The organism is Paenibacillus sp. Root444D2 (assembly GCF_001426375.1).
In the GTDB taxonomy this organism is placed as follows: Bacteria; Bacillota; Bacilli; order Paenibacillales; family NBRC-103111; genus Paenibacillus_E.
The window spans coordinates 111,015-129,043 of the sequence record NZ_LMEO01000050.1; the positions used below are offsets into that span (position 1 = coordinate 111,015).

Annotated in this window: 15 protein-coding genes and 1 riboswitch; of the genes, 4 read left to right on the forward strand and 11 right to left on the reverse strand. The window is 44.4% G+C overall.

The window, feature by feature from the left end; all coding sequences use genetic code 11:
- The first annotated feature begins 54 nt into the window (after window positions 1-54).
- Window positions 55-2,166, forward strand: coding sequence for an LTA synthase family protein (locus ASD40_RS28135; protein WP_063870859.1), 2,112 nt, complete (start codon window positions 55-57; stop codon window positions 2,164-2,166).
- A 118-nt stretch (window positions 2,167-2,284) separates the two neighbouring features.
- On the opposite strand, the gene ASD40_RS28140 is transcribed toward ASD40_RS28135, so the two are convergent.
- Both ASD40_RS28140 and ASD40_RS28145 read right to left on the reverse strand, forming a co-directional pair.
- On the reverse strand, window positions 2,285-3,304 hold the full coding sequence (locus ASD40_RS28140) for a Gfo/Idh/MocA family protein (RefSeq protein WP_057306455.1): 1,020 nt from the start codon (window positions 3,302-3,304) through the stop codon (window positions 2,285-2,287).
- Between the two features lie 24 nt (window positions 3,305-3,328).
- Window positions 3,329-4,105, reverse strand: a complete 777-nt coding sequence (locus tag ASD40_RS28145; RefSeq protein WP_057306456.1) for a sugar phosphate isomerase/epimerase family protein — start codon at window positions 4,103-4,105, stop codon at window positions 3,329-3,331.
- A gap of 135 nt (window positions 4,106-4,240) precedes the next feature.
- Between ASD40_RS28145 and ASD40_RS28150 the strand changes: the two genes are divergently transcribed.
- The gene (locus ASD40_RS28150) at window positions 4,241-5,041 is read left to right on the forward strand and encodes an AraC family transcriptional regulator (protein ID WP_057306457.1); all 801 of its coding nucleotides are present in this window, start codon (window positions 4,241-4,243) and stop codon (window positions 5,039-5,041) included.
- Window positions 5,042-5,242: 201 nt separating this feature from the next.
- A complete protein-coding gene (locus ASD40_RS28155; RefSeq protein ID WP_029198041.1) occupies window positions 5,243-5,470 on the forward strand; it encodes a hypothetical protein in 228 nt (75 codons plus the stop codon).
- Between the two features lie 34 nt (window positions 5,471-5,504).
- Here the strand turns inward: ASD40_RS28155 and ASD40_RS28160 are convergent, their stop codons facing one another.
- From ASD40_RS28160 to ASD40_RS28195, 8 genes are all read right to left on the reverse strand, one after another.
- Window positions 5,505-6,020 (reverse strand): DinB family protein, encoded by a 516-nt coding sequence (locus ASD40_RS28160; protein WP_057306458.1) that lies wholly within the window; start codon window positions 6,018-6,020, stop codon window positions 5,505-5,507.
- A 444-nt stretch (window positions 6,021-6,464) separates the two neighbouring features.
- Window positions 6,465-8,660 (reverse strand): alpha-galactosidase, encoded by a 2,196-nt coding sequence (locus tag ASD40_RS28165; protein WP_057306459.1) that lies wholly within the window; start codon window positions 8,658-8,660, stop codon window positions 6,465-6,467.
- Window positions 8,661-8,808: 148 nt separating this feature from the next.
- A complete protein-coding gene (locus ASD40_RS28170; RefSeq protein ID WP_036634482.1) occupies window positions 8,809-9,096 on the reverse strand; it encodes a ferredoxin family protein in 288 nt (95 codons plus the stop codon).
- Window positions 9,093-10,403: an FAD-dependent oxidoreductase gene (locus ASD40_RS28175; protein ID WP_057306460.1), complete on the reverse strand. Its 1,311-nt coding sequence runs from the start codon at window positions 10,401-10,403 to the stop codon at window positions 9,093-9,095. The genes ASD40_RS28170 and ASD40_RS28175 overlap by 4 nt, the downstream gene beginning before the upstream one ends.
- Window positions 10,400-11,542, reverse strand: coding sequence for an electron transfer flavoprotein subunit alpha/FixB family protein (locus ASD40_RS28180; RefSeq protein WP_082562514.1), 1,143 nt, complete (start codon window positions 11,540-11,542; stop codon window positions 10,400-10,402). The genes ASD40_RS28175 and ASD40_RS28180 overlap by 4 nt, the downstream gene beginning before the upstream one ends.
- A 61-nt stretch (window positions 11,543-11,603) precedes the next feature.
- Complete coding sequence (locus ASD40_RS28185) at window positions 11,604-12,440, reverse strand: electron transfer flavoprotein subunit beta/FixA family protein (RefSeq protein ID WP_057306461.1); 837 nt, start codon at window positions 12,438-12,440, stop codon at window positions 11,604-11,606.
- A gap of 913 nt (window positions 12,441-13,353) precedes the next feature.
- On the reverse strand, window positions 13,354-13,776 hold the full coding sequence (locus ASD40_RS28190; RefSeq protein WP_327205311.1) for a GNAT family N-acetyltransferase: 423 nt from the start codon (window positions 13,774-13,776) through the stop codon (window positions 13,354-13,356).
- Window positions 13,777-13,815: 39 nt separating this feature from the next.
- Entirely contained in the window at window positions 13,816-14,466 is a 651-nt protein-coding gene (locus tag ASD40_RS28195; RefSeq protein WP_057306463.1) for an HAD family hydrolase, read from the reverse strand.
- Window positions 14,467-14,671: 205 nt separating this feature from the next.
- A riboswitch (cyclic di-GMP riboswitch) is annotated at window positions 14,672-14,765 on the forward strand.
- 62 nt (window positions 14,766-14,827) lie between these two features.
- Between ASD40_RS28195 and ASD40_RS28200 the strand changes: the two genes are divergently transcribed.
- Complete coding sequence (locus ASD40_RS28200) at window positions 14,828-16,609, forward strand: putative bifunctional diguanylate cyclase/phosphodiesterase (RefSeq protein WP_057306464.1); 1,782 nt, start codon at window positions 14,828-14,830, stop codon at window positions 16,607-16,609.
- A 22-nt stretch (window positions 16,610-16,631) separates the two neighbouring features.
- Here the strand turns inward: ASD40_RS28200 and ASD40_RS28205 are convergent, their stop codons facing one another.
- Window positions 16,632-17,963, reverse strand: a complete 1,332-nt coding sequence (locus ASD40_RS28205) for an MFS transporter (RefSeq protein ID WP_057307064.1) — start codon at window positions 17,961-17,963, stop codon at window positions 16,632-16,634.
- Between the last annotated feature and the right edge of the window lie 66 nt (window positions 17,964-18,029).

Here is an 18,029-nt window from a genome sequence, read left to right on the forward strand (position 1 = left end):
TGATGGCTGTTGTCATTTACAATTTCTTAATTTGAAAGTCATAGGGAGACATATATGAACCAGCACATTAATCGCTTATTGCTTCTAACCCGGCAACGATTGCCGCTATTATTAATTGCCCTAATTCCTGTATTGATCATGGAAATTTTGAGCCGCGGGCATTATATAGAAATGATTACTTGGAGTTACAAGCATCTGATTGAACTCCTGTTTAATGAGTGGATCGTCTTCAGCATGTTATTATTGTTCATCGCCATGATTGGCCGAACTAGAATCGCCTATTGGGTCGTTTCAGGTATTCTTCTAACCTTGGCTCTCGTAAGTGGCGTTAAGTTGAAAATATTAGGTGTCCCTTTGACACCCTGGGACATCGTCTTGGCCGGCGAAGCGTCAGATATGGTGAAATATATCTCGAATATTCTAAGTTTCAAAATTTTGATAATACTTTTACTTTTCCTTGCGGCCAGTTATTTTTTGTTATACCGCACGACCTTATTCTCGAAAAAGGTTGCACTTAAAGAACGTGGAATCCTTGCCGTAATCGCGATTGCTATGTTGTCTGCGGTTTACACGGATCTCCCCCTTCCGATTCAGAAATGGTGCGGTATCCAAGCATCCGTATGGAACCAAGTTGAGAATACCCAAACGAACGGCTACGCATTAGCATCGTTTCTGAATACGAAGTCGATGTTTACCGATAAACGTGAAGGTTATGATGATAAAGCTGTTGAAGCAATTGTCAGTAATACACCTAAGCCGATTAAAGCTGGGGATCCAAACAATCATGTAAAACCAAACGTTATTGTCGTGTTAAGTGAGGCATTCTGGGATCCAACCGTCATTAAAGGTGTGGAATTCAGCCGTGATCCGATTCCTTTCTTCCATAAGCTGCAGCAGACGGGGACAAGCGGTACGATGCTCTCACCGCAGTATGGCGGGGGTACAGCTAACGTCGAGTTCGAGGTTTTAACCGGCAATTCCATGCGTTTCCTACCGCAAGGGTCTATCGCCTACAATCAATTCCTTACCAATGAAGTAGATTCTTTGGCAAGTATTTATGCCAGACAAGGCTACACATCAACGGCGATTAGTCCTTTCTACAACTGGTATTTCAACAGTAATAAAATATATAAATACTTTGGCTTCTCCAAGTATATACCAATCGAATATTTTAAGCCTAACTATTCAGGTCCTTATATCGCAGACAGCGAAGTTGCTGCCAATATTATTCATGCGACGGACCAAAGCGATGGACCCGATTTCGTATTTGCTAACACGATGGAAAACCATTTTCACTTTTTCCCAGGTAAGTTCCCAAAAAATACAATCGATGTTACTGGCAATATGTCTCCTTCTTCTCAAGGTATGCTTGAAACGCTTGCTCAAGGCATTAGTGCCTCAGATAACATGCTGAAGGAATTAGTTGAGTACTACGAGAAAAAGGGTGAACCGACGATTATCGCCTTCTGGGGAGACCATTTACCGGCCCTTGGTGATGATTATGCCACTTACATTGACACGAAGTATATTAGCGGCAAAGACGATCCCGATTTCTTGAAAAAGATGTACAGCGTTCCGCTCGTTGTTTGGAACAATTTTGACCATGAGCGCAAAGATACATTAAATATTAGTCCTTCTTTCTTAGGTCCTTATCTTATTGAATTATCCAAACAGCAAGGCAGCTATTATACCGATTATTTAAGTCAACTTTCAAAAAAGATCCCTATCATACCACCGAAGGATCATTATGAGGCAATGAATATTAACGAACAGGACCTTAAGGATTACGAGACTTTGCAGTATGATATCATTTTCGGCGATCGGCATGCATACAAGGATTATAAAGTTCCCATTATAGATTCCAAGTATATGCTCGGATTTGGACCGATCCAGCTTGATAAAGTCGAATCTGATACGCAGGATCTATCTGGACGTTCAAGTGTAACGTTAACGGTCAGAGGAAGCAATATCCCAGCCCTTGGCTATGTTACTTTAAATGGCAAAGCCGTTCCGACCACATGGCAAGATGAACATACACTGACTGCCAAGGTCGAAGGCCATTTACTCAAGTCTGGAATCTGGGACATTCAAGTGAATGTGAAAGATTCGAAGGAAACTATCGTTGGTAAATCAAACACCCTGCCTATCGAAATAGGCGGTCGTTAAGCTTAGTTGGACGCCAAGACCCCTTTTCTCTAATTTGAGAAAAAGGGGTTTATTTTTTATTAGAAAAAAAAGCTCCATCCACGAATGGATGAGCTTCTCTTTTCTCGTATGACCTAGATTACAGGGAGATAATCTTCCCTGTTGCTTCGGATTCAAAGGCAGCAAGGATGACTTGCAAGGAACGAAGCCCCTCTTCACCGGAAATCCGCGGCTTTTTACCTTCCAGTATGCTCGTTACGAACTCGTCGATTACACCGCTATGTGTTTGTTTCTCGTTCGTTGCGATTTGTCCGACTTTATAACGTTCAACCGTACCATCACGAAGCTCAACGATGACTTGATCATTCGGATCGGTATCAATTTTGATGACACCATTCTCGCACCATAACACGGTTGAGTTGTCTTGACCTTTATAATAAGTCCAGCTAGCGACTAACGAGCCAGTTGCGCCGCTTTTCATGCGAAGCAAACAAGTCGCGTTATCATCAACATCTGTACCTTCTTTATGCAGGGTCCCCACGAAAGCAGCCACTTGTGCAACCTCGTCAGCAAGCAACCAACGAATTAAATCCGACTTGTGTACGCCAAGATCGCCCATCGCACCCATTGTTGCTTCTTCTTTACGGAAGAACCAGCTTTCACGTCCATCGACGCTCCATCCTTCCGGACCTGGATGTCCGAAAGATGTACGGAATGTCAGCACTTTACCCAATTTGCCGGAATTCAAAATTTCTTTGGCTTTGACATGTGGAGGCATTAGTCGTTGGTTGTGACCAACCATCAAAAACACGCCATTTTTCTTTGCCGCTTCAATCATGGCCTCTGCTTCTGCTGCCGTTGAAGCCATTGGCTTCTCAACCAGTACATGAGCGCCTGCATTTGCAGCCGCAATGGATACTTCAGCATGAAGAAAGTTCGGAGTACAAACACTAACAGCGTCCACTTTCTCCTGCTTCAACATTTCGGTATAGCTGCTGTATGCTTTGCCGCCATGCAGCTGCGCAAAGTGCTCCGCTCTCTCCAGAACAGGATCTACGAAAGCAACGAGTTCAACATTCGAATTCCAAGCATATTCCGGGATATGTCTATGTTTAGCTATAGAACCGCAACCTACTACGGCCACTTTAATTTTACTCATGTTTAATTAAGCTCCTTCTAATTCTTAGTTATGAACATTCGTGTAATGCTCTTTTACCCAATTCAAGCTGTTCTCAACACTTGTAAGTGGTGGCTTCTGGCAGTGATCCTGCTCAACAACAAGCCATTCCACGCCTGCTTGCTCAGCTGCTTTAATCACTTTTTCCAAAGGAACATCGCCTAAGCCCAGTTCTAGTGTTACTAATTTACCTTCTGCATCTTTCGTGAAATCTTTGAAATGAAGCAGCGGTAAACGGCCCGCATATTTTGCTATGTAGGCAAGTGGATCTTGACCAGCGAATTGAACCCAACAAACGTCCATCTCTACATTAATTGCATCTTCACCTGTTTTGGCAAACATGGCATCAAAGACGAACTCGTCATTCACTTTATAATGAAATTCAAAATCATGATTGTGATAAAGGAATTGCAAACCTTGTTTATGCGTTTCTACGGCAATCGCTTGGCATTCAGCAATTAGTACTTTCCATTGATCTGCTGAATCGCGTTCTTCAGCACCAACATACGGGCAAATAGCGTATTTCGCTCCGATTGTTTTTAGGTAGTCAAGCTCTCCCTGCAGATCTTTACGAAATCTCTCTAAACTCACGTGACTGCCAAATGCCTTCAAACCCAGCTCATCCAGCAGCTGTTTAAGTTCAGCAGCAGACTTACCGTAATACCCCGCGAATTCTACGCCTTCATATCCTAACTTCGCTACATGACGAAGTGTGCCTTCCAGATCTTTCTCCATATCATCTCTTAATGTATACAATTGCAGACCAATACCTAAACGTCCCATTCGTTCTCCTCTTTTCTCATCATCCATATTTTGATAAATCGAACACGATAGAATTAGTATAATGGATCATAGCCTTATGTGACCATTCACGATATAATCAAAACATCTCTTATTTGGCTATGAAAGGTGAATACAATGGAAACTGAGGTCTTAACCTGCGGCTATTCTTTTCATATGGAACCGTTTAATGTGAGTACCAAATCAGGTCTCAATTCTTATCTTTTCCGTTTACAAACTGAAGGCACTTCCGAGGTTCTAGTGGATGGCCATATGCAGCGAGTGGAAGCCGGTCATTTACTCCTTTTTCAACCGGGAGACCCCTATGAACTTCGTATCGAACACGAGTGGGATCAACCAAGCAGTAAAATAGCCAGTGGCGACTATTATGTATTTTGTAAAGGCGCTTGGATCGATGCGTGGTGGAAACGCAGCCTCAAACAAACTTGTACGCGTATCGACTTAGATGCTCGCTTAATTTCACTTTGGCGGCAGCTTATTCTTGAGAAGCGAAGAATGGAAGAAGAAAACCATGAGCTTAGCGGCTATTTGCTGCAAGCACTTTGCCTATATGTAGAGCGTGCAGCTACGGAAACCGTCTCTTTACAAGGGCGCCCATTTACCGGAACTCGTATGAAAAGGTTCATTGAAGCACAAGCTACGGCTACTTTTAAAGTGGATGATGTTGCCAACCATGTTGGACTTAGCGTTTCCCGCGCAGTTCATTTGTTCAAAGAATGCTTCGGCAAAACCATGATCCAATATGCGCTTGAAGTGCGCCTAGCCAGTGCCGTGGAACGCATGCATGATAGTTCAATGTCCCTGGAGCAAATCGCTCTAAGCTGCGGTTTTGGCAGCTACCCCTACTTTCATCGAGCATTTAAACATAGATTTGGGACATCCCCCAAGCTTTTTCGCCAAAACGCTCAGCAAAATTAAAATCATCGAATTCACAAATATTTCAAGAAATGTGATCTAAGAATGAAACAAATCTTCTCTCTCATACGTATATTCTTATGAGAACTAGAAATACATAGAAATATTTGGTTTTGTTTCAAAATTGTAAAACTATTTTAAGGTTAATTTAATAATATTCATATATGCTAATCTTATATCCAATTCCTAGGATGGTGAAAAATGATGAAAATGTTTATTACAATTCACAACAAACCCGTGCCAGTCTACTCAGATGAGAAAAATAAAAAGAAATTCAATTTATTGAAGTCCGCACTCGAAGCTAAAGTGACCAAAGGAAGAGCAACGATTAAGAAATGTTTGGACTCTATCATTAGTATTGAGATCGTAGGTTGTGAAGCGATTCTCCATTCCTTTAATGAACGCGATTCCCTTGCATTATCCCTTTACTAAAAAAAACGAGAAGTCCTGAGGACTTCTCGTTTTTTTAGTAATTGTATTTTTGTTGCACGACGCTAAGATGATGCTGAGCATGACCGGCTATCACATAAGCAAGCGCACGTGCAGAGATTTCATTGTTATTTGCTATCCCTTTACGCGACCAGGCTGCTTCTGTAATTGTTTTCAGCAGAGTAAATGTGGCATGCCGTACGGCTTGAAAGTCGTTTAACAAATCCTCCATAGACAATTCGTCGAAGGAAGTATGGGTGACAAATAAATCCTGATCAAATCCTGGTAAATTCGTTGTATCTCCACGAGCAATACGCAGCATCCGATAACTCAAAATTCGCTCCGTATCCGTCATGTGCCCCAATACTTCCTTCAAGCTCCACTTCCCCGGCTCGTATCGATAAAGTCCTTGCTCATCATTAATCGGTGAAAACAAAGCGATAACAGCGTCTACTTGGCTGTGCAAAAAAGACAGATAGTCGCCTTCAGGAACTTGACTAATATAGCCAGTAAAAAATGGTGAGTATTCTTCACTACCAGGTCGTTGCAGCATATCGAATGAATCTCCCTTCGTGATAAAAAATAGAAATTATGTATATCCTTATCATATCGTAAACCTGAACAAATATGAACCCAACTCAATGCTAGATGTAACCCTTTATAGCTTTCAGTGGTTTCCTACCTCTAATACTTTTTCAAATAAGCCATTCTGTGATATCTACAAATCTGTGAAAAAGCCTTGATCCCAGGGGATAGTGCGGTCAGGCGTTCCATGGCATTCCCAGAGCACTTGCACTTCTCGGGAATAATCAGGGCCAGCCCAGGAATCATTTCTAGTTGAGTCAAGGAGAGATTAGTTCGGACACCTCCAGAATCTAGCTATCTGAGCTAAAGGGAAAGTGTTCATAGATACCTACAACATCGACCAAATATGTATCTATCATATCCCTGAAAAAAAACACTGACCTCATTGAAGAGGTCAGCGTTTTTGAACTGTCTATAATGGCTTATGTTCGAGCAGCCAGATTTTACTTTGGAAGTCTCCATGGAGACCAGCGACTGGAAGGCCGGCGTAAAGTAGATGATCGCCAGGGTACTCACCTTGCATGCCTGCAATTTGGTAATCGAAGGATGGGTTGAGACCTTTGAGCCGCAGCGTTTTGAGAGGCGCATTAGGCTCGGCGAGTACTCGGAAGTAAGCGACCAAAGCTTGAGTCTTATCTTCAGAAACGATCATCCAAGCAGTTTCGTTACCTTCGAATGGACTAAGTAGGCGGTACATGTCGCCGAATTGGACGAGTGGCCGGATATGTTTATAATCGGCAATTTGCTTTTTGACGATTTCTTTTTCCTCGTCGGTAAACTTTGTTAGGTCAAGTTCGTAACCAAAGTTACCGGACATCGCAACATCGCCGCGCATTTCCAACGATGTCTCACGGTGAACTTGGTGATTAGGTACAGCGGATACGTGCGCCCCCATTGTACTCACAGGATAAACGATGCTCGTTCCATACTGAATTTTCAAACGGGAGATTGCGTCCGTGTTATCGCTTGTCCACGTTTGCGGCATATAATACAGCATACCTGGGTCAAACCGGCCACCGCCACCGGAGCAGCTCTCGAACAAGATATGCGGGAATTCGGTCGTCAAAGTTTCAAGAACTTGGTACAGACCAAGAATGTAGCGATGAGCGGTTTCTCTTTGTCTTTCTGGTGGCAGCGCGGCAGAACCAATTTCGGTCATATTACGGTTCATGTCCCATTTGACGTAAGTAATCGGCGCGCTGCTGAGGATATCACGGATCATTTTCGTGATCGCTTCACATACATCTGCACGTGAAAAATCCAATATTAATTGCTGACGACCTTCTGTACGTCTACGATTAGGTACATGCAGGCACCAGTCTGGGTGTTTTCGGTATAAGTCACTGTCTGGAGAAACCATTTCTGGTTCAAACCACAGTCCAAACTCAAGTCCCATCCCATTGACTCTGGAGACGAGATCCTCCAGTCCACCCGGCAGTTTAGCCTTATCAACGACCCAGTCTCCCAAGGAGCTGTTATCGCTGTCTCTTTTGCCGAACCAACCATCGTCAAGAACGAATAACTCGATGCCAAGCTCCTTGCCGGCGCTGGCGATGCTTTCGATTTTATCCGCATTAAATTGAAAATAGGTTGCTTCCCAGTTATTCACGAGCACAGGTCTTGTCCGATCGCGGAATTCACCGCGGCAAAGCCGAGTTCGGTAAAGCTTGTGATAAGTTCTTGACATGTCACCTAGCCCACCATTTGAATAAACCATTACGGCTTCAGGCGTTTGAAATTGTTGTCCCGGCTCAAGCAACCAGCTAAAATCAAATGGATTAATCCCCATCGATACACGTGCTGAACCATATGGCTCAACCTCTGCATGGGCAGCGAAATTGCCGCTATAAACAAGGCTGAAACCATACACATCGCCATGATCTTCATTAGCGTCCTTGGAAAGAAGTGCAATGAAAGGATTATGCTGATGACTGCTCGATCCGCGGCGGCTTTCAACGGTTAATTTTCCTGGTGCTAAGGGTCTTCTTTCGATATGCCGCTCTCTAACCCAACTGCCTGAAAGCTGAAGAAGATCAAACTCGCTATGCTGATAATCAAGGCTCATACTGAGCGCTCGAAGCAGCTTTAGATCACCAGATCCCTCATTTACGAAACGTACTGATCTAGTCATCGCTGCATGATGCTCGAAAATCGTATAAGTAAGAATGACGCGTAAGCCAATGACTGAATCAACGAGCTCAAGCTCCAATGTTTCCGCTTCATCATCCTGTTCTACATATGTCGCAGGAAGCCCTTCGAGCACCGGTTTTCCTTGGTAGATTCGATGCTTGTCATAGACGAGCTCAGAAATGGTAGATCCATCAGGAAGAGCAACTTGATATGCTGGCTCCCGATAATCACTTGTACCGTATGCCGGGTACTCCTGAGGCAATGTATCGAAAGAAATGCTGCGATCTTCGGGAACAGGATTTGGTGAAAACGAACATCTCTCCTGAAATTGTAGGATCGAAGCCAATTGACCTGATCGGATGGGGCGTCCCCAATAAACATGGGCTGGGTAAGCGGATTTGATTAGTTGAATAACATAGCTCATTTGCTTGTTTTGTAAATGGAATAGTCCTTGTGTTGGTTCAAATGTAATTCGCATGATATCCCTCCTACCTCCTATTATCATATCCATTCGCGAACAAAACTATGGAGGATTAGCACCTACATATGGATGAATGTAGTTTAGGATGCATACAAAAGGAGCCAAGGCTCGAAATAGCCCTAGCTCCGCTTCGTATTTTTCATTGTTAGCCAAATTTATAAGTCATGCCATATCCGCCTTTGGGGTAGACCCAATCAATGTTGTAGGATGGACACGCAATTCGGCAGGTCCCGCATTCGATACAATTTTCAAACGCAACGGTGGTAATTTTGAGCTTCTTTTCCCATTCATAAACGTCCGAGGGACAGAAATAATTGCAATCCTTCGTTACACAATTTAAACAGGTCTGTGTATCCTTGATTACGAGGTGCGACTTATCATCGCATTTATAACGAATGGTAAATAGCTTATCTGAAATGTCACTTTGGCTCATCCGTTCATCGCCCTCCATCCCTTGTAGCCTAGCTTCATCAGGTTTACCGTACCGCCCGCGGCATTTTTGATGAGCTTCATGGCCATTTTTTGTTTATCCGCTTTGGTAATCCCATCCACGAGGAACATGTTGTAAGCCGCTTCATTCAGCGCTCTGGGCAGCTTGTCGAACAATAATTCAGGGTCCTGCTCCTTGAGGAATTGATGCATGCCTTTGTATTTCTGTAAATCTTTATGGACAAAGGATTCGCGAATTTTTTGGTCGTAGGCTTTGAGTGAAGCAGCGGAAAAATCGCTTTGCGCTTTGGCCTCTACAATCGCCTCGCCGGCCAGTCGACCAGAGGTCATGGCTAAATTCGTTCCTTCTCGGTGTACAAAGTTAATTAACTGCGCGGCATCCCCGCAGACGCACCAGCCATCTCCCGATAACGGCGGGATGGAGTGAAAGCCACCCTCAGGAATCAAGTGCCCGGAGTACTCTTTCGTTTCTCCCCCTTGAATCAATTTCCGAATCATAGGGTGCTGCTTAACCGCATCGAGGACCGCATAAGGCTTCACCTTTTTGTCCCGCAAATGATTGACCATTACGCCTACGCCTAGTGAAATAGTTTCTTTATTCGTGTAAAGAAAACCCATGCCTGCCATACCCAGTGAGGTCTCACCCATAAACTCAATCGTAACGCCTTCGTCACCTTCGAGTCCGAATCGATCTTCGATTTTCTCCCTAGGAAGTGCGATTACTTCTTTCACAGCCAACGAAACTTCGTCCGGCATCCACTCTTTGTGAATGCCCATCGCCTTCCCGAGCAAGGAGTTCACGCCATCGGCAATGACAACAACATCAGCGTACAAATCGCCGTCATCACGATCGGTACGGACACCGACGACCTTGTTACCTTCACGTATCACATCAAGCGCAACGGTTTCGTAGATAGGGATGGCCCCAGCAGCAACGGCTTTGTCCGCAAACCACTGATCGAATTTAACCCGCAGCCCAGTAAAGCAGTTATAAGGCTCCTTGTAAGCCTCATTGCGGTGCCCGAAGGTGACCATGGATTCTTTGCCCATCATCCAGATGCGCTGCTCCACAATGTAACGCTCCATGGGAAAGTTTTTTTCTTTCCAAAATTCGGGAACTAGCTCTTCGATTTGCTTACGGTATAGGACGCCACCGAAAATGTTTTTGGCCCCGGGGAACTCGCCCCTCTCCAACAAAACAACGGATAATCCTGCACGTGCCATCGTCAAAGCAGCTGCTGCACCCGCGGGACCACCGCCAACAACAATCGCGTCAAATTTCTCGTTCACTTGGCTTCACTCCTCTCAAGGGCCACGTTAACCCCTGTCTTCGAATCGTCGGATGGCAAGGAGCTTTTGGTACTTGGGAGTTGGATGCCAAATAAAGTTCGACGCTTCCTTATCTCATTGGTAATCGCAGGAACAATTTTGAACATATCGCCTACTATGCCGTAATGAGCGAATTGGAAGATTGGCGCTTTCTCGTCTTTGTTAATCGCCACGACTACATCCGCATGGCTCATACCTACGGTATGCTGAACAGCACCGGAAATGCCGATGGCGAAATATAGCTTCGGCCTGACCGTGGCACCGGTTTGACCAACCTGGTGCTCATGCCCGATCCAGCCCGCATCGACCGCGGCACGCGATGCACCAACGACGCCGCCGAGCGCATCCGCTAGCTCGGCGAGCAGCCCGAAAGCATCGGGCCCGCCCAGCCCACGGCCCCCTGCCACGATAATCTCGGCATCCTCGAGATTGAGCTTGCCTGTTTCGCGCAGGAAGTCGAGCACCTGCGCGGCAATCTCTTCCTCGCGCATCGTCGCCTCGATGCGAATGATTTCGCCTTGGCGCGTCGCGTCCTTCGGCAGCGCCTGAAACACCCCGGCTCGCGCCGTCGCCATCTGCGGCCGGTATTGCTTACAGAGGATGGTGGCCATCATCTTCTCAGAAAAAGCAGGCCGGCTGGCCAGCAGCAGCCTGGACGGCGGAGGCTCCACGTCGAGCTGCGTCGTGTCGGCCGTCAGCCCCGTCGGCAGGTGCGTCGCTATCGCGCCTGCCAAGTCGCGGCCCGTCGCTGTCGCGCCAAACAGCACGATCTCGGGCTTCGCTTCCTCGATCAGCTTCAAGCAAACTCGGCTGTATGGCCGAGTTCTGTAGGTGCGAAGCTCGGGTGCTTCGCATAAGTACACCCTGTCCGCACCGTAATGCACGGCTTCTTCGGCGAGGTGGCCCACATTCTCGCCAATGACGAGCGCCATGAGCGGCGCGTCAAGCTTCGCGGCCAGCTTCTTGCCTTCGCCTAGAAGCTGCCAGGAGACCTTCTTCGCAGCTCCATCTCGCTGCTCTACAACGATCAATACCCCCCGATAAGCCGACCAATCGGGCATCGGCGCTTCAGGCTGGTCCTGTGTTTGTTCATTTGTCATCGTGTTTTCCTCCATTCCCATAACGGTGATTCAGGGTTTAAGTCGTACACATGCTTAACTTTCACGAAGACCAGTCCAACAAAGTCTGCATCTCTTTCGTCATGAGCTGATCAGCTAATTGAGCAGCCGCTGCTTCCGGCGTATCAAACGCAATCATATGCGTTTTAACCGCTTTTACCTCCGGCACCCAAGTTTTGGCTACGATCGTTGGTGAGCCTTTTAGTCCGATTTTCGCTTTTTCAAGATCCGGAAAATCAGCTGTCGTCCAAACAGTCGGCTTATAGCGTGCAGCCCGAATCATACCAGGCAGCGATGCTCGTCTCACCTTATTCAGTTCCTTCAGCGCCGTGATCAGTACCGGCATGCTTGTCTCAACAACTTCAATGCCATCTTCCAAAAGCCGATGCACACGAACTTTTCTCCGCTTTTCATCCACACTGGCGACTTTGTTTACATAAGTAAGCTGTTCCAAGTCCAATCGGCATGCGACGCCAGGCCCAACTTGCCCCGTGTCGCCGTCCAACGTTTGTTTGCCGCAAAAAACGATATCTACCGGTCCCCACGTTTCAGCAATTTTACGGATGGTTCGGGCAACAACGTACGAAGTCGCCAGCGTGTCCGCTCCCGCGAAGCCACGATCCGTCACTAACACAGCATCGTCTGCTCCGAGGGAGATGCATTCCTTTAAACCTTTCTCTGCAGGCGGAGGTCCCATGGTTACTACTGTTATCCTCGCACCCTGTTCATCCTTAATACGGAGCGCCTCTTCCAGCCCATGCATATCATAGAAATTCACGATACTAGGGACACCTTGGCGAATTAACGTATTATTTTTGGGGTCAATGCGAATTTCTCTAGAGTCAGGTACCTGCTTGATACAAACGACAATATGCAGCATCTCTGCACCCTCCTATTTCTTGGAAAACTTGCTTGCACATTCGACAGCAAACGGATCTAAGCTTGTCAGCATTGTGAATTTTGTCACTTAAAATGACGAACCGAAATCGCTTTCACTCTTTTTTAAAAGTTAATAACCTAACACAATATATGCGAGAAGCTTCTTAACATGACACTTACTTTAATCCAATGTTTAAAGTAATCTCTCCGATGTAGCCGGCGCTGCAACAATGCACACGCCAAAAAGCTATTTGGCAAGTTGATATTGCAGTTTGCACAACACTTCAAACCCATTTATTGCGAAATGGCTAGGAGCCCCATAATGGCTGCCAATGTTGTATTTTCTACAACAATCCACACGCCTAATGTCTAATTTGCAGCTTAAAGTTGCAGTTTGTACAACAATTTGAGCCCTTTTGCTGAGAAATGGCCTGTATAGGATCAAATTGTTGTACATGCTGCAACAATAAAGGGAGAGAGGCGGGATTTAGACAGCAATTGTTGCATTTTATACAACACCATTCAACCGCGTGTATAAATTCATTCATCCAATAACCTCAACCCAGCATAATTGACGATTGATCCCGGTTTAAGACCTCAATATTGAGCATGATTGACGATTGGCCCCAGTTTAAGACCTCAATATTGAGCATGATTGGTCGAATGAATCGAATGTCTTCTCCTACAAATTAGAAAACAAAACATCAGGATGGATTTAACTTTACCTTCCCCCTAACCCAAAAACATATAATTCCATATAGATAGAAAAAAAGGATCTGAGTCGACGACTCAGATCCTTTTTTGAAAGAGATAAATATACTTTGAGGAACAACGCTCCGCGATTTCAATTTCTAACGTCTTTTTCCCAAAATAACGAATCATAGTTCCGTTTCTTTAACAGTCTCTGCGATCTCTTAATCCTCTTCCGCTTCTTCTACCTCATATGTACATAGAAAACGCTCTACACCCGGATATTTCTCTCCGAGGCTGCGAATGACAAACCCAATATTCCGATAAAATTGGACTGACTCTTCATCCGTTTCTGCCACGATTCGAACGGGGTGCATATCTTCAATAATTTCTAGGATAATCCCTCGTCCAAAGCCTACCCCTCTGCTCTCCGGTTCAACGGCAAGATGAGTGATCGTCATCTCCTGATTATCACTGAGTTCAAAGCCGATAATGCCCACCATGATACCTTCGGATTCATATCCAAACAACCATAGATTAGCATCATTTTCATAACGCTCAATGACAGGTTGCAACGCCTCAGGATCGGGGAAAACGCTGTAACTCAGCAGTTCTTGTATATCATTTTCATTTAGTCGGGATTTCACATTTACTAACATCTTTATTCACTACTTTCGTATTGTTATCTACACATAATCTAACAACTTAAGCAAGCTGTCAATATGAGCTACAGGGGTGATTCCCTTCTCCTTCATCAGATGTCCGCTCAGCCCGTAGCTGATAAAGGGAACTCCTGCATCTACGGACGCTCTGCCATCTATCCATGAATCTCCGATTGATATCCATTCGCTCTCAAGAATGTGTGGAAAATGCTGCTTAGCGGCTAAGTATCCAGATGGAGATGGTTTCATCGCTTCCATTTGTTCTCTTCCGATGATCAAATCAAAGTATGGATGAATTCCCGTTGTTTCCAGCGCTTGTACCGCTGCCTTGTATGAATTATTTGTCACAATAACCAGGACATATCCCGTCATTAAAGCTTTCAGGAGCTCGGAAACATGGGATTCCAGTCCTGCGCCTTCCATGCCGATTAGTTCATGTTGAACGACCATATGCATCACTTCTGTATAGGATTCTTCAGACATCCCTTTCGCTTTCAAATACTCAATCATGGTTGATGTGGTATGCTCTTGAATTGGAAAACCAACCGGCAATAAATCATGCTCAATAAGGTAGTCCGCCACTTGCTTTTTCATCATTTGGAAATTAATCTTAGACCTCAGCAGTGTATTATCCATATCAAAAATAATGCCTCGAACATGGCTTGATTTATACATTGAACCTCACCTATCCATCTTTAGAACTATAAAAAATCAAGAAATTAGCATTATAAATTATTCTTAGTTGAATTCGACATCGTTCGCTAATTATATGCAAATACCGCTATAGACACGTCATTTTTAACTAATTATAATAGGGCGTATTAACTGGTATTTAAGCTTTACACATCACTGACTAGTGCCTTATGAACTACATAAATAGAATCGTAAAAAGCAAACCATTGGAAACAATGCGACGCAAAGCCATGACCTAAGGCATCCCTAATTGGGATTGCTATGGACGACAGGTTACCGAGTCAAGGAGTTCATCCTTTCATTCGGGATGGGCTTTTTTATTTATACGAAATGAGGTTGATTCATGCACAATACGCTAACAGATAATTATCCAATTTACCTCATGCTGCTAACGTTCATTATTTCAATAACTGCTCTTTACTTATCCTTTAATAACATAAAAGCACTCCAAGCTTCGCTATTAGAGTCTGCTATCGATTGTATCATGATGATTAATTCAAGTGGGAGGATCATTGCGTTTAATCCTGCAGCAGAAGCCATTTTTGGTTACGAACGCAAAGAAGCTCTAGGGCTAACGTTAATCGATTTTCTTTTTGAAAAAGATGGCCAGGAAACAACCTTCTTAAATCTGCTATTCACAGCCAAAGATGAATCGATTATCGGTAAGCGAACCGAATTGAAAGCATTTCGATCGGATGGCAGCGTGTTTCCGGCGGAAATAACGATTACGAGCACTCCGTATAAAGGAAGGCATGTTTATACAGCTTATCTCCGTGATCTGACTGAAAAAAAGAAGTCCGAGGAAATGATACAACAGCTAGCCTATTTTGATCTTCTGACAGGCTTGCCGAATCGCAACCAGTTCAATCAGCTTTTCCATGATGTGTTAAACAAAGCCAAACAACATAATCAAAGCTTAGCTCTACTTTTCCTTGATGTAAATCGGTTTAAACTCATTAACGATACCTTAGGCCACCACTTAGGAGATCTGGTGCTGCAAAAGTTCTCCGCACTACTCTCGGAAAGCTTGTATGCGCAAAGCATTGTTTCCAGGCTAAGTGGCGATGAATTTGTGATTTTGTACCCATTCGGGAATCGGGAGTCAGCAGCTGTGCAAGCGGAGAAAATCATTCGACAACTGGAAGCTCCTTTCCAAATCGATGGTCGAAATGTTTTTGTTTCCACTAGTATCGGTATCTCTTTGTATCCAATCGATGGAGAAGATCCGGGGGTTCTACTGAAAAATGCTGATCAAGCGATGTATTTGGCCAAAGACCTCGGTGGAAACCATTATCATTTTTATGAACAGGAAATGAGTGTCATTTATTCGAGGAGAAGTGCATGTGAGCAATCCCTCCGGTCAGCTATAGAACATAATGAGCTCTACCTCATGTACCAACCCAAATTCCATATTCCTACTGGCAAAATAATCGGGGTAGAAGCTTTACTACGGTGGGATAGCCATGCGTTAGGAAGCGTCTCTCCGAAGGAATTTATTCCTATTGCTGAAGAGTCCGGACAAATTATTGCAATCGGAAAATGGGTTTTACAAACTGCCTGCTTACAAATGAATAAATGGCAAGCTGCGGGCATGGTGCCTGTTCCTATTGCAGTGAATATATCCTCTGTCCAGTTTCATCAAGAAGATTTGGTGACAATGATTCTCGAGATTCTGCATCAAAATAAGCTGGAAGCACAGTATTTAGAACTTGAAATGACCGAAAGCATATCGATGAATAACGACCTTAGCTGCATGGAAAAACTTTATGCTTTAAAGCGTGAGGGAGTTAAAATCTCTATCGATCATTTCGGAACTGGTTATTCTTCTTTAAGTTATTTACATAACTCTCCAGTGGATACGTTGAAAATTGATAAATCGATCGTTCATGAGATCTCTACCTATAATTCGGAATCTTCAATCATTGAAGCTATTATGGCTATATCACATAGTTTAAATATGAGTGTCATTGCCGTAGGTGTAGAAACTCATGAACAGCTCAATCTTCTAGAAAGATTTGGTTGTGAAAATATACAAGGATACTTATTCTCAGTTCCACTTACAGCTGAGCTATTTGAAAAGAGTTATGTTTTCCATGATACAAATGCTAGTCCAAATGCTTTATGAAAAAAAAGCCAGAATGCGGAGGTTACTCCGTCTTCTGGCTTTTCAGATCGGACGCCGAACGAATAGCAAACGGCATGGCCAATGAAAGTAAGCTTGCCAAAAGTCCAAACACGAACATACCGTGAATACCTGTATAAAAGACGCTGGATTTCGTAAGGATTGCACCCATAATGGTTACGCTGACCGCTGTTCCAATATTCCGTGCAAAGAGCTGCAACGAGGTAGAAATCCCCTTCTGGTGCGCTGCTACAAGCTGCTGTGAACCGATTGTAGTAATAGTGAAGATTATCCCATAAGCAAGACCAAGCGTCGTTAGTGCGGTAAACGTGTACCAGAATGGAGTACCCTCATGTATGAAATAAAATAAGGCAGCTGTAATGACGAGTATTATATTACCTATGACTAGAAGCCGTTTATATCCATAGCGAATTACCCATTTCCCACCAGGAACAGCAACAGCCATCCACCCAATGGATGTGCTCAGAAGTGCAATACCGCTAACAAACAACGAGTAGCCTTGATTTTGCAGGGAGAGAGGTATGAAGCTGGAAGTCCCAAAGAGAGCCGCGCAGCTTAGAAAAGAGCTTGCAATCATAATGGCCACTGGACGATTGCGCAGCAGATTTAACGGAACGATTGGCGCAGGATGTTTTCTCTCATATAAAAAGAAAGCAATCATAAATATGCCTCCTAGCGCGCCATACATATAGCTATAACGCTCAACTGCTGTAGTAAGCAGCAATAAGGAAATGCCACAGGCAAACAAAATAGCTCCGCCATAATCGACTACGGCTTTCTTCGGTTGATACACTTCCTTATATGGCTGCAAGGCAAGAAGCGCAACGATACATACCGGTATATTAACGAAAAAAATCCACCGCCAACTCAGGTAGGTCACGAAAAACGTACCCAGTAGAGGTGCTAATATGGCAGATAACCCCCACATCCCTGTGAAATACGCTTGTACTTTACCTCGCTGCTCCACCGGATAAATATCTCCCGCAATAATGGCAGGAAAGGGCATCATCACCCCTGCACCAATTCCTTGAATCGCTCTGAACAAAATCAGCTGCAGCATACTCTGGGATAAACCGCAAAGCACAGATCCGAAAAGAAACAGAAGTATGCCTGCTGCATAGATCCGCTTCCGCCCAAATAGGTCAGATAATCTGCCAGCTAATGGAGCTAATACAGTAGACAGGACCATATAGGAGGTAAATGCCCATGCGTACAGGTCATTGCCACCAATTTCTTTCACAATAATCGGCATTGTGGTATTCGCAATCGTGGTATCGATAGACGACACTAATACCGCCAAAACGATACTCACCATAACCGTAGTTCGATTTCTAATGGATGTCACCTCCTAAATACTACTTTTTTTCACATCCACATATTGTAACTGATTCCAGAATGAATG

Bases quoted from the DNA above. Each gene is read 5' to 3' on its own strand.
- ASD40_RS28185 (WP_057306461.1), bottom strand. From the start codon at position 12,440: ATGCTGCATATTGTCGTTTGTATCAAGCAGGTACCTGACTCTAGAGAA.
- ASD40_RS28145 (WP_057306456.1), bottom strand. From the start codon at position 4,105: ATGGGACGTTTAGGTATTGGTCTGCAATTGTATACATTAAGAGATGAT.
- ASD40_RS28160 (WP_057306458.1), bottom strand. From the start codon at position 6,020: ATGCTGCAACGACCTGGTAGTGAAGAATACTCACCATTTTTTACTGGC.
- ASD40_RS28200 (WP_057306464.1), top strand. From the start codon at position 14,828: ATGCACAATACGCTAACAGATAATTATCCAATTTACCTCATGCTGCTA.
- ASD40_RS28195 (WP_057306463.1), bottom strand. From the start codon at position 14,466: ATGTATAAATCAAGCCATGTTCGAGGCATTATTTTTGATATGGATAAT.
- ASD40_RS28180 (WP_082562514.1), bottom strand. From the start codon at position 11,542: ATGACAAATGAACAAACACAGGACCAGCCTGAAGCGCCGATGCCCGAT.
- ASD40_RS28150 (WP_057306457.1), top strand. From the start codon at position 4,241: ATGGAAACTGAGGTCTTAACCTGCGGCTATTCTTTTCATATGGAACCG.
- ASD40_RS28165 (WP_057306459.1), bottom strand. From the start codon at position 8,660: ATGCGAATTACATTTGAACCAACACAAGGACTATTCCATTTACAAAAC.
- ASD40_RS28135 (WP_063870859.1), top strand. From the start codon at position 55: ATGAACCAGCACATTAATCGCTTATTGCTTCTAACCCGGCAACGATTG.
- ASD40_RS28140 (WP_057306455.1), bottom strand. From the start codon at position 3,304: ATGAGTAAAATTAAAGTGGCCGTAGTAGGTTGCGGTTCTATAGCTAAA.
- ASD40_RS28155 (WP_029198041.1), top strand. From the start codon at position 5,243: ATGAAAATGTTTATTACAATTCACAACAAACCCGTGCCAGTCTACTCA.
- ASD40_RS28170 (WP_036634482.1), bottom strand. From the start codon at position 9,096: ATGAGCCAAAGTGACATTTCAGATAAGCTATTTACCATTCGTTATAAA.